This window comes from Candidatus Pelagibacter sp. PS_02, assembly GCF_059418065.1.
Genome location: NZ_CM182079.1, coordinates 1,161,654 through 1,174,356 on the forward strand (window position 1 = coordinate 1,161,654; position 12,703 = coordinate 1,174,356).

Consider the following 12,703-nt stretch of genomic DNA (forward strand, 5'->3'; position numbering starts at 1 on the left):
ATTATGAAGTTTCTAGATCAAGTTAAAATTTATGTAAAAGCAGGCAATGGAGGACATGGATCTCCTAGCTTCCGTAGAGAAAAATTTATTGAATACGGCGGACCTGATGGTGGCGATGGAGGTAAAGGTGGCACCATATATCTTAGGTCAGAAAGAAATTTAAATACTCTTATCGATTATAGATTTCAACAACACCATAAAGCAGGAAGAGGGGTTAATGGCTCTGGACAAAATCGTACAGGTCACAGTGGAGAAGATTTAATTTTAAAAGTTCCAATAGGTACGCAAGTTTTTGAAGAAGATAATAAAACCTTAATTTATGATTTTAAAAAAGAAGGTGAAGAATTTATTGTAGCTAATGGTGGTAAAGGTGGTCTAGGAAATACTCGATTTAAAAGTTCCACTAATAGAGCTCCGAAAAAATTTACTAAAGGTGCGCCTGGTGAAGAGTATGTAATCTGGCTTCAGTTAAAAACTATTGCTGATGTTGGTATTGTTGGACTACCTAATGCAGGTAAATCAAGCTTATTAGCTTCCATTACAAATGCGATGCCTAAAATTGCTAACTATAAATTTACAACATTAAATCCAAATCTTGGTGTTGCAAGTTATGATGATAAAGAAATAACTCTAGCTGATATTCCTGGATTGGTTGAAGGTGCGCACGAGGGTGTAGGTCTTGGTATTCAATTTTTAAAACACATAGAAAGATGCAAAACTTTAATGCATTTAATAGATATTACTGATGAGGACCTTGAAAATACGTATAAACAAGTTCGAAATGAGTTGGGGAGTTACAGTAAAGATTTACTAGAAAAAAAAGAGATAATTGTATTAAATAAGACAGACTTATTAGAAGAAGAAGAAGTGAAAGAAATTTTAAAAAATTTTTCTAAAAATAAAGATTCTGAGGTGGTTACACTCTCAACATTAGAAAAAGGCTCAATATCTAGAATTAAAGCTAAATTGCTCTCCTATGTATCTTAAAGATTCTAAAATAATTGTAATTAAGATTGGCTCATCCTTGTTAATAGATGACAAAAAAAAAGTAAGGAGAAAATGGCTCACTGAATTTACTAAAGATATTCAGGAATTAATAAAACAGAATAAAAAAGTTATTATTGTAAGCTCTGGAGCAATAGCAATGGGTTGCAAAAAACTAAATATTAGCAAAAAAAATCTTAAGATTGATAAAAGTCAGGCTGTTGCTTCTATTGGGCAAATTGAACTAATGAACTTATTTTCAGAAACATTTGTTAAATTTAAAATTAATATTTCTCAAATTCTTCTCACTCTAGAAGATACAGAACAAAGAAGAAGAGCCCTTAACGCAAAAAGAACTTTTGATAATTTATTTAAACTGGGCTTTGTACCAATAGTAAATGAAAATGATACTATCGCTACTTCAGAGATTAAGTATGGTGATAATGACAGATTAGCATCTCGTGTTGCACAAATATCAGGTGCAGACTCCCTTATTTTGCTTTCTGATGTAGATGGTCTTTATACACATAATCCAAAAATATATAAAAATGCAAAATTAATAAAAGAAATAAGAAATATAGATAAAGATATAGAAAAAATAGCGACCAAAAGTATTAGTGAGCATGGAACGGGTGGCATGAAAACTAAAATAGATGCTGCTAAAATCTGTCAATTATCAGGATGCCAGATGGTAATAGCAAATGGCTTAATAAACCGACCTATTAAAAAAATAACTGAAGAGAATAATTGTACATGGTTTTTACCTAAGGTTTCAAAATTAGATGCTAGAAAAAAATGGATTATCAGCTCTGTTTCACCTAAAGGTGCGCTGATTATTGATGATGGTGCGAAACAAGCACTTTCAAATGGTAAAAGTTTATTAGCAGCAGGAATAAAAAAAGTATCTGGGCGATTTAGTAAAGGAGATCATATTAAAGTTTTAGATAAAAATAATTACGAATGTGCAAGAGGACTTAGCTCTTTTTCATCTAATGAAATAGAAAAAATAATGGGTCACCACTCGAAAGAAATAGAAAAATTACTAGGATATATTTCCAAATCAGAAGTAATTCATAAAGATGATATAGTAGAGGTATAGAATGAGCAGATATATGAGATTAATAGGTCAAAATGCAAGAAAGGCATCACTTGATAAAGTTAATTCAAAAACTAAAAATAAAGTTTTAAAAAAATATGCTTTCTTATTAGGCAAAGAAAAAAAATCTATATTTAAAGCTAATCAAAAAGATATTCAATTTGCTCTAAACAAGGGCCTAAAAAGCAATCTGATAGAAAGATTAACTATTGATGAAAAAAAGCTAATAGGCATAAAAAATTCTATAAATAAAATTGCTAAATTGAAAGATCCTGTTGATGCTACTTTAGAAAAATGGAGCAGACCAAATGGTTTAACAATTAGCAGAGTGTCTATACCTATTGGTGTTATAGGTGTTGTTTATGAAAGCAGACCCAACGTTACAGCTGATGTTGCAAGTTTATGCTTTAAATCTGGAAATGCTGTAATTTTAAAGGGTGGCTCTGAAGCTATAAATACTAATAAAATTTTAGCAAAACTATTTCGAAAGTCGCTTAAGGAAACTAGAGTGAATGAAAACTTTATTCAATTTATAGACTCTAAAGACAGAAAAATGGTCGACTTTATGCTTTCAAAAATGAAAGATTATATTGATGTAATAATACCTCGTGGTGGAAAAAATTTAGTAAAAAGAGTTCAACAATTTTCTAACATCCCTATTATCGGTCACTTGGAAGGTCTTTGTCATACTTTTATTGATAAGGATGCCAATCTAAAGATGGCTACAAACGTTACCTATAATGCAAAGCTAAGAAACACTAGTATTTGTGGCGCTACTGAAACAATTTTGATGCATGAAAAAATTGTTAAGAAATTCTGTAACCCAATTTTAAAAAAGTTAGAAGAAAATAACTGCAAAATTTATGGAGATCGTTTTTTGGAAAAATATTACAAGGGAAAGATTTATCCAGCAAAAGAAAAGGATTGGTCTACTGAATATTTATCATCAACAGTGTCTGTAAAAACAGTTAAAGATTGTGACGACGCTATTAGCCATATTAACAAATATGGGACTATGCATACTGACTCTATCATTACTAAAAATAAAAAAACTGCAAATAAATTCTTAAAAAATGTTAAAAGTTCAATAGCAATGCATAACACATCTACTCAATTTGCTGATGGTGGTGAATTTGGTTTTGGTGGTGAGGTTGGCATTTCAACAAATACTTTACCTCCACGAGGACCTGTTGGATTATGGCAGCTCGTTTCATACAAATACGAAATTATTAGTAATGGTAAAACCAGAAAATAACTTAAAACAAAAAAAGACAAAAATTGGAATCTTGGGGGGAACTTTTGATCCTGCTCACAAAGGTCATTTAGAAATTTCTAAACAGGCTAAAAAAATATTAGAATTAAAAAATATTATATGGGCAATTACTAAACAAAACCCATTTAAAAATACAAGTAAAACAGATCTAAAAAATAGAATAAAATTTGCAAAAAAAATTATTGGTAAAAATAATTTTATTAAAGTAAAATTTTATGAGGAAAAAGTTCTCTCCAATAAAACAATTGACCTCATCAATTACTTAAATAAAGATAAAAAATTTGAGATCTATTTTATTATGGGTGCTGACAATCTAATCAATTTTCATAAATGGTATAAATGGAAATCCATTATAAAAAAATGCAATCTACTTGTATTTGATCGACAGGGATATAAAGCTAAATCGCTAAAGTCTGTGACCTATAACGGTGTAAATAAAAATAGATTATCTTTTATTAATTTTAAAAAGGTTAATATTTCATCTTCTCAATTAAGAAAAATTTGATAAGGTTAAATAAATTAATGGAAAAAAACATAGACCTTAAAGATTTAATCCTAAAAACCCTAGATTCTAATAAAGCCCTAGATATTATTTCAATAGATCTTAAAAATAAAAGTTCAATGGCTGACTATATGATTATAGCAAGCGGAACTTCTTCTAGACATATTCAAGCTTTATCTGAAATGGTGCTAGAAAAATTAAAGACCAATGGAATAAAAAATTCTAAGATTGAAGGAAAAGAAAGTGGTGATTGGAAATTAGTTGATGGTATAGATTTGATTGTTCATATATTTCATCCTGATAAAAGAAAATTTTATGAATTAGAAAAAATATGGTCAGAAATCATTCCTAAAGAAAAAGTGATGATATGATTTTGACTAAAAGATTTTTTCTTTTTTTTATAATACTATTATTTACTTTTCAAAAAAGTTTTTCTGAAAACACCGACTTATATAAAAAAATTGATTTGTTTGGTGAGGTTCTTGAGAAAATTAGCAAAGAATACGTTGATGAAGTTGATCAATCAAAAAGTATGGACTCAGCCATAAATGGTTTATTGCAATCTCTTGATCCCTATTCTGCATATATGACGCCTGAAAGTTTTGAGGGTATGCAAACTGAAACTAGTGGAGAGTTTGGTGGACTTGGTATTGAAGTTGGCATGGAAGCAGGTGTTGTAAAAGTAATATCACCAATAGATAATACTCCAGCATCAAAAGCAGGATTAAAAGCTGGTGATTATATTGTAAAAATTAATAATACTCAGGTCCAAGGCAAAACATTAATGCAAGCAGTAGACTTAATGAGGGGACCTGTTGGATCAAGTATCGAAATAACAGTTAGAAGAAGAGGTGTAAAAAAATCATTAATTTTTAATATAACGAGAGAAGTTATTCAGGTTCAGTCTGTAAAATCAGAACTTATAGATAATAACATAGGCTATATAAGATTAACTTCCTTTAACGAAAATAGCAGTGAACAAATTAAAGATAAAATTAATAAATTAAATAAAAACAAAGATCTAAAGGGTTATATCTTAGATTTAAGAAACAACCCAGGTGGCTTGCTTTCTCAGGCAATTAAAATTTCAGACTTTTTTTTAGAAAATGGTGAGATTGTATCAACAAGAAGTCGACAAGCTTCAGAGAATAGAAAATGGTTTGCTAAAAAAGGTGATCTAACAAATGGTAAAACACTAATTATACTTATTAACTATGGATCAGCTTCAGCATCGGAAATAGTAGCTGGTGCATTAAAAGATCATAAAAGAGCTATTATACTTGGAGAAAATAGTTATGGAAAAGGTTCTGTGCAATCAATAATCCCTTTGAAAAATAGAGGTGCTATTAGATTAACAATTGCAAAATATTATCTCCCTTCAGGAAAATCTATTTCTGAAGTAGGTGTAACACCTGATATAGAAGTTGCAGAAGGTTCGGATGATTTTAAATTTAACTCTGAAACTGATAATCAATTGAATTTTGCAATAAAACTATTCAACGGATAAATGCCAGATAGTAAAGTGAATTTACCTCTTAGAAGTGGGGTTGGAATTGTTGTCCTGAACAAAGATAATAAAGTTTTTGTTGCAAAAAGGATTGATAATCAAAAAAATTTTTGGCAGATGCCCCAAGGTGGTGTTGATAAGGGTGAGGACTATTTAACTGCTGCTTACAGAGAGCTAGAAGAAGAAACTAGTATAAAAAATGTTGAACTAATCAAAGAATGTGATGGATTAATCTCTTATGAATTACCAAAAAACTTACTAGGTATAATTTGGAAAGGTAAATATAGAGGTCAGGAACAAAAGTGGTTTATAATGAGATTTTTAGGACAAGATAATGAGATTGATATTAAAACTAAACACCCTGAATTTTGTGAATGGAAATGGATTGATCTAGAAAATATAACTGACCTAGTTGTAGACTTTAAACTACATGTGTACAAAGATGTTAAAGAAAAAGTAAAAGAAATTCTTAATTAAGAGTTTTTAACACATCAATTTTTTGATCAACCAAGTATTTATTTTGATCTGTAATGTTACTATTTTTTGAATTTTCTTCTGCTTGAGCAAGTAGTTCACTAATTTTATCTTTATCAATATCTTTAATATTAAAAATAGAACTTGTTAGAACTGATAAATTATTATTCTTAAATTCAACAATTCCATCCTCAACATAGTAATTATCCTCGCCTGATTTAGAAAAGATTTTAATAATCCCTGGCTTTAGAAATGAAATAATTGAGATATGGTCCTTTAAAATCCCCATTTCTCCCTCAAAAGCAGGTACAACAACTTCTGTTACATCTTCTTTTGAAAGAAAAGATTTTTCTGGGTTTACAATTTCTATTTTGAACTCTTCACTCATTATGCAGCAGCATCTTTCGCCATTTTTTCTGCTTTTTCTACAGCTTCTTCAATTGTGCCCACCATATAAAATGCAGCTTCTGGTAAATGATCATACTCACCATTACATATTGCAGCAAAACCCTTAATTGTAGATTCTAAATCTACTAATTTTCCTGGAGAACCAGTAAAGACTTCAGCAACAAAGAAAGGTTGTGATAAAAATCTTTGTATTTTACGCGCTCTAGCTACTGTTAATTTATCTTCTTCAGATAATTCATCCATTCCTAAAATCGCAATAATATCCTGCAGAGATTTGTAAGTTTGAAGAATTTTTTGCACTTCTCTTGCAACTCTGTAGTGCTCATCACCAACTATTCTAGGATCTAAAATTCTAGAAGTGGAATCTAGAGGATCAACTGCTGGATAAATTCCAATTTCAGCTATCTGTCTCGATAATACAGTTGTTGCATCTAAGTGAGCAAAAGATGTAGCAGGTGCCGGGTCAGTTAAGTCATCTGCTGGTACATAAATCGCCTGTACAGATGTAATAGAACCCTTGTTAGTAGTCGTAATTCTTTCTTGAAGATTACCCATGTCTGTTGCAAGTGTAGGCTGATATCCCACTGCTGATGGAATTCTTCCTAATAGTGCAGAAACTTCTGAACCTGCTTGAGTAAATCTAAAGATATTATCAACGAAGAATAATACGTCTTGTCCTTCTTGATCTCTAAAATATTCAGCCACAGTTAAACCTGTTAAGGCAACTCTTGCTCTAGCTCCTGGGGGTTCATTCATTTGACCATACACTAATGCAGCTTTTGATCCTGGACCTTCTGGCTTAATAACGCCTGAATCTATCATTTCGTGATAAAGGTCATTTCCTTCTCTAGTTCTTTCTCCAACACCAGCAAACACAGAAAATCCACCATGAGCTTTTGCTACGTTGTTAATTAATTCCATAATAAGTACTGTCTTACCAACACCCGCACCTCCAAATAAACCAATTTTTCCTCCTTTGGCGTATGGTGCTAATAGATCAACTACTTTAATTCCTGTAACTAGAATTTCTGTCTCTGTTGACTGATCACTAAATTCAGGTGCAGCTCTATGAATTGGCCATTTTTCTTTTGTTTTAACTTCACCTTTTTCATCGATAGGTTCACCTATTACATTTATAATTCTTCCTAAAGTTTCCGGACCAACTGGAACTTGTATAGGAGCACCTGTTGCGGTTACTTCGTCTCCTCTTTTTAATCCTTCAGTAGCATCCATTGCAATTGTTCTAACACTTGACTCACCAAGGTGCTGAGCAACTTCTAAAACTAATCTGTTGTCTCCATTTTTACATTCTAATGCTGATAAAATTTCTGGTAGTTCTCCATCAAATTTTACGTCTACTACTGCTCCAATGATCTGTGTGATTTTTCCTTTGCTCATAATTATAAACTTTCCGCTCCTGATATGATTTCAATTAGTTCTTTTGTAATAGCTGCTTGACGACTTCTATTATACTCAATAGTTAGCTTGTCAACCATTTCACCTGCGTTACGGGTTGCATTATCCATTGCACTCATTCTTGAGCCCTGTTCGCTAGCTGAATTTTCTAACATCGCTTTAAAAATCTGAGTAGATATATTTTTAGGCAATAAGTTGCTTAAAATTTCATCTTCGTCTGGTTCAAATTCATAATTATCCTCAGAAGAATTTTCTTCTGCTTCAGATGTTTTTAAAGGAATTATTTGTTGTTCTTGAGGTATCTGAGTGATTACATTTTTAAATTTATTATAAAAAATTGTACACACATCAAATTCTTCTTTTTCAAAGTTTTCAATTATCATTTTTCCCACTTTTTCAGCATCTAGATAATTGATAGTTTTTGAATCTTTAAAAGATATTCTCTCTACGATAGCATCTTTATAAACTCTTTTTAATTGATCATACCCTTTAGATCCAACAGTTATAATTTTTAAAGTTTTTCCCTCATCAGATATTTTTTGAAAATATGTTTTGGCTTTTTTAATAATATTTGTATTAAAACCACCACATAGACCACGATCAGATGTTAACACAATACATAAATGCACTTTATCTTCTCCTGTTCCTGAAAGAAGCTTAGGAGCATTTTCCTTATCAGAAATGCCACTAGATAAATTAAGAATAATGTTATTCATTTTTTCAGAATAAGGTCTTCCCTTTTCAGCATTTTCCTGCGCTCTTCTAAGTTTAGCGGCCGCAACCATTTTCATGGCTTTGGTAATTTTTTGTGTAGACTTTACACTCGCTATTCTTTTTTTTAAGTCGTCTAGTGTTGCCATATTTTAAGAATTAAAGTTCTTCTTAAGTTCCATGATAGTATCAACTAATGATTTTTCAGTATCTTCTTCAAGCTTACCTGAACTTAAAACAGATTCTAAAATTTCTGGTTTTTCAGATTTACATTTTTCAATAATCTTAGATTCAAACTCAGCAATATCTTTAAGTTCCACATCATCCAAATAACCTTTAACTCCACAGAAAACTGAAATTACTTGTTCAGCAACTGTCATAGGGGAATATTGTTTTTGTTTTAAAAGTTCAGTTAGTTTTGAACCTCTATTTAAAAGTTTTTGTGTAGATGCATCTAAATCAGATCCAAATTGTGCAAAGGCAGCCATCTCTCTATATTGAGCAAGCTCTAGCTTCATTGAACCAGAAACTTTTTTCATTGCTTTTGTTTGTGCTGCAGATCCAACTCTAGAAACTGATAGACCTACGTTAATCGCTGGTCTAATTCCTTGGTTAAATAATTCTGTTTCAAGAAATATTTGACCATCCGTAATTGAAATAACGTTAGTTGGAATAAAAGCAGATACGTCTCCACCTTGCGTTTCAATTATAGGAAGAGCGGTTAACGAACCTCCACCATGCTCATCACTAAGCTTGGCTGCTCTCTCAAGTAATCTGCTGTGTAAATAAAATACATCTCCCGGATAAGCTTCTCTTCCTGGAGGTCTTCTTAATAAAAGTGACATTTGTCTATAAGCTACAGCCTGTTTAGATAAATCGTCATAAATGATTAATGCATGCATACCATTATCTCTATAGTATTCACCCATAGTACAGCCTGTATATGGTGCTAAAAACTGAAGCGGCGCTGCATCTGAAGCAGTAGCAGCAACAATTGTTGTATATTCCATTGCACCAGCTTCTTCTAAAGTTTTTTGAATTTGTCTAACGGTAGATCTTTTTTGACCTATAGCAACATAGATACAATAAAGTTTTTGCTTCTCATCACCAGATTCATTTATTTTTTTCTGGTTAATGATCGCATCGATAGCAACTGCAGTTTTTCCAGTTTGTCTATCCCCAATAATTAATTCACGCTGTCCTCTTCCAACTGGAACTAGACTGTCAATTGATTTTAAGCCTGTTTGCATTGGTTCACTAACAGATTGTCTTGGAATAATTCCAGGAGCTTTTACTTCAACTCTACTTCTTTTAGTTGCTTTATCTAAAGCACCTTTGCCATCAATTGGATTTCCTAATCCATCAACAACTCTTCCTAATAATTCTTTTCCAACAGGTGTATCAACAATACTTCCTGTTCTTTTAACAACGTCACCTTCTTTAATTTTTCTATCGTCTCCGAAAATTACAACTCCAACATTTTCACTTTCTAAGTTTAGAGCCATTCCTTTTGATCCATCAGAAAATTCTACCATCTCTCCAGCTTGAACATTGTCTAATCCGTACACTCTAGCAATACCATCTCCTACTGACAAAACTTGACCAACCTCAGTCACTTCTGCTTTATCGCCAAATTTTTTAATTTGCTCTTTTAATATCTTTGTTACTTCTGATGGGTTTATATCCATTTATGCCTCTATCATCCTATTTTCGATTTGTTGTAATTTATTTTTAATGGAAGTGTCCACCATTGTGCTTCCGACTTGCACAATCAAACCCCCAATTAAACTTGCATCGTGTTTGTAGTTTAATTTTATTTTTGAACTAAAGTTTTTAGTCAATTCTTCTTTTATATTGTTAATTTCATTTTCAGTAAGATCTTTTGCAGAAGTTAATTCTGCTTTTAATTCACCTCTTTTGACTGAACATGTCTCAACAAAGCTTTTTAGAATTTTATCCACATAAAAGAATCTTCTTTTAGATATTAGAAAGCTTAAAAATTTAGTTAATAATTCATTCAATTTATATTGTTCTGAAATTTTACTTAGAGCATTTAATTGGTCTTCTTTGTTATTCGTTGGATCCTTGATTAAAGATTTAAAATCTTCACTTGAAGTAATTAAATTAATAATTGAAGCAGAATGAACCTCGATCTCACTTAAATTATTAGCTTCTACAGCTAATTCATAAAGTGCCAGGGAATATCTACCTGCTGATGTTTCAGAAAAACCTTTATTTTTGCTCAATTTATTGTTCCTTATAAATATTAGAAGATTTATTAAAATTTTGTTTTAATTAACATATGACTCCTAGCTCTTCAAGTCACACATTGTCTAAAAGTCTTGTTTTTTCTTTGTTAATTGAAGTTTATTGGGTCAACATCAACCGTTAGTTTCATTCCAGCTGGAAATTTGAATTTTTCAATGACTTTTGAAAGGGAATTTTGAACCTTGAGAGATTTTCGACCCCTGATCAAAAGTCTTACTCTAAACCTTCTTTTTAATCTAAATATAGGTGCATTTACAGGACCAAGCACTCTACCATCAACAGCACTTTCTATAAAACTTTTAAATTTATAAGCCTCTTTTTCAAGTTCTCTTTCATTATTACCGGTAATTATTAAGGCAATAAATCTTTGAAACGGTGGAAGGTTATTTTCCCTTCTAATTTCAAGTTCTTTATCTAAAAAAATATCAGGATCTTTATTGGTAATGTCTGTTATCATTTTGGTATCTAAATTATAAGTTTGAAAATAAACAGTTGCTGGCTTTCCTGTTCTTCCTGCTCTACCTGAAAGTTGATGATATAATTGTAAATTCTTTTCAGCACCTCTTAGGTCGTGACCTTGTGATGATAAATCGATATCAACAACAACAATACAATTTAAACTTGGAAAGTGAAATCCTTTAGAAATTAATTGAGTTCCAATTAAAATTTGAATTTTATTATCTATAATTTTTTCTAAAACATCTGCTGAACTTTTTTTATTCATTGTATCGCTAGAAAATATAGTTGTTTCCTTGGTGGGAAAAATTTTTTTTACTTCTTCTGATATCCTTTCAACTCCAGGCCCACTAAAAATAAAATCACATTTTCCTTCTTTTGAGCAGTCCCTATTTAGTAAAGTTTTGTATCCACAGTAGTGACATAATAAATTTTGTTTGTTTTTGTGATAAACTAAATTTATTGAACAATTTGGACATGAATAACTAGTAAAACATTTTTTACATAAAACATGGGGTGAAAATCCTCTTCTATTTAAAAAAAATAATACTTGATCTTTTTTTTCAAGATGAAATTTTACTTTCTCAATTGTTTCTTTAGCTATCCAAGATTGAGTTTCGAGTTTGGAATTATTTAGATTAATTATTTCATATTTTGGTAAAGATGCATTTAAATATCTTTGATCAAGTTTTGATAAACTATATTTGCCTTTTTTAATATTGTCATAAGTTTCAATAGAGGGTACGGCTGTTATTAAATTGATTGGAATATTTTCAAAGGATGCTCTAGAAATTGCCATATCTCTTGCGCTATAAGTTACTCCCTCATCTTGCTTATATGATTGATCATGTTCTTCATCAACAATGATTAATCCTAGTTTTTTAAAAGGTAAAAATAATGAAGATCGAGCACCAATTACAACTTTAATTTTATCATTTGCTATTCCACTCCAAATAATTTCTTTATTTTTTTTTGTAATACCTGAGTGCCATACGGCAGGCTTGAAACCAAAAAATTCTATAAATTTATTTTGAAATTGTCCTGTTAATCCGATTTCTGGTAATAGAATTAATCCTTGAAAACCCTTATTAATTATCTCTTTTAAAGCCTCAAAATAGACCATTGTTTTACCTGAGCCTGTAGTACCTTGTAAAACATGAACTCTAAATTTTTGATTTAATACATTCATTTTTTTTAATGAATCTCTTTGTTCTTTAGAAAGTTTTATTTCATTTTCTTTGATATCAATTTTGAATGGCTCATAAGCTTCAATTGGTAACTTTTCTATGGCACCACTACTTAATAATAACAATTTTAATGCCATGCCTTTAGGAGTCATATTGTATTCAGAAAACCAATTTAAGAATTTAATTATATTTTTCTTTAATGGTGGAACATCTAATTTTCTTAAAACTTTTTTAATAGCAAAATTTTTGTTTGTTTTTTTTTCAAAATCATCCCATACAACTCCAGTCAGCTCTGACTTTCCAAAAGGCACTGCCACGTAGTCTCCAACCTTTAAATTTAAATCTGAATTATAGGTAAATGGATGATTAAAAATATTTGGTATAAGAATCGGTACTTTCATATTTTTATAATATGAAAATA

General features: G+C 30.8%; 13 protein-coding genes. 7 read left to right on the plus strand and 6 right to left on the minus strand.

From position 1 onward, the window contains the following. Window positions 1-3 precede the first annotated feature (3 nt). Genes cgtA through AC5SL4_RS06175 form a run of 7 tightly spaced genes read left to right on the plus strand, consistent with a single transcriptional unit; the run spans window position 4 to window position 5,839 of the window. Window positions 4-987 (plus strand): Obg family GTPase CgtA, encoded by a 984-nt coding sequence (cgtA, locus tag AC5SL4_RS06145; RefSeq protein ID WP_006997688.1) that lies wholly within the window; start codon window positions 4-6, stop codon window positions 985-987. After that, window positions 977-2,083, plus strand: a complete 1,107-nt coding sequence (proB, locus tag AC5SL4_RS06150; RefSeq protein ID WP_494587273.1) for a glutamate 5-kinase — start codon at window positions 977-979, stop codon at window positions 2,081-2,083. Before cgtA ends, proB begins: the two co-directional genes overlap by 11 nt. A 1-nt stretch (window position 2,084) precedes the next feature. Further along, window positions 2,085-3,335: a glutamate-5-semialdehyde dehydrogenase gene (locus AC5SL4_RS06155; protein ID WP_494587274.1), complete on the plus strand. Its 1,251-nt coding sequence runs from the start codon at window positions 2,085-2,087 to the stop codon at window positions 3,333-3,335. Continuing rightward, complete coding sequence (gene nadD, locus AC5SL4_RS06160) at window positions 3,316-3,858, plus strand: nicotinate (nicotinamide) nucleotide adenylyltransferase (protein WP_006997685.1); 543 nt, start codon at window positions 3,316-3,318, stop codon at window positions 3,856-3,858. Before AC5SL4_RS06155 ends, nadD begins: the two co-directional genes overlap by 20 nt. A gap of 17 nt (window positions 3,859-3,875) precedes the next feature. Further along, window positions 3,876-4,226, plus strand: coding sequence for a ribosome silencing factor (gene rsfS / locus AC5SL4_RS06165; protein ID WP_006997684.1), 351 nt, complete (start codon window positions 3,876-3,878; stop codon window positions 4,224-4,226). Beyond that, window positions 4,223-5,362, plus strand: coding sequence for a S41 family peptidase (locus tag AC5SL4_RS06170; protein WP_494587275.1), 1,140 nt, complete (start codon window positions 4,223-4,225; stop codon window positions 5,360-5,362). The genes rsfS and AC5SL4_RS06170 overlap by 4 nt, the downstream gene beginning before the upstream one ends. Further along, window positions 5,363-5,839: an RNA pyrophosphohydrolase gene (locus tag AC5SL4_RS06175; RefSeq protein ID WP_020168880.1), complete on the plus strand. Its 477-nt coding sequence runs from the start codon at window positions 5,363-5,365 to the stop codon at window positions 5,837-5,839. Here the strand turns inward: AC5SL4_RS06175 and atpC are convergent. From atpC to priA, 6 genes are all read right to left on the minus strand, one after another. After that, a complete protein-coding gene (gene atpC, locus AC5SL4_RS06180; RefSeq protein WP_271766757.1) occupies window positions 5,832-6,224 on the minus strand; it encodes an ATP synthase F1 subunit epsilon in 393 nt (130 codons plus the stop codon). The two genes, AC5SL4_RS06175 and atpC, sit on opposite strands and share 8 nt — an antisense overlap. Continuing rightward, entirely contained in the window at window positions 6,224-7,642 is a 1,419-nt protein-coding gene (atpD, locus tag AC5SL4_RS06185) for a F0F1 ATP synthase subunit beta (protein WP_006997680.1), read from the minus strand. The genes atpC and atpD overlap by 1 nt, the downstream gene beginning before the upstream one ends. Window positions 7,643-7,644: 2 nt before the next feature. Continuing rightward, window positions 7,645-8,520 (minus strand): F0F1 ATP synthase subunit gamma, encoded by an 876-nt coding sequence (locus AC5SL4_RS06190; protein ID WP_011281555.1) that lies wholly within the window; start codon window positions 8,518-8,520, stop codon window positions 7,645-7,647. A 3-nt stretch (window positions 8,521-8,523) separates the two neighbouring features. After that, complete coding sequence (gene atpA / locus AC5SL4_RS06195) at window positions 8,524-10,059, minus strand: F0F1 ATP synthase subunit alpha (protein ID WP_006997678.1); 1,536 nt, start codon at window positions 10,057-10,059, stop codon at window positions 8,524-8,526. After that, on the minus strand, window positions 10,060-10,617 hold the full coding sequence (gene atpH, locus AC5SL4_RS06200; RefSeq protein ID WP_018413614.1) for an ATP synthase F1 subunit delta: 558 nt from the start codon (window positions 10,615-10,617) through the stop codon (window positions 10,060-10,062). A 110-nt stretch (window positions 10,618-10,727) separates the two neighbouring features. Then, complete coding sequence (priA, locus tag AC5SL4_RS06205; protein ID WP_494587276.1) at window positions 10,728-12,683, minus strand: replication restart helicase PriA; 1,956 nt, start codon at window positions 12,681-12,683, stop codon at window positions 10,728-10,730. Window positions 12,684-12,703 lie beyond the last annotated feature (20 nt).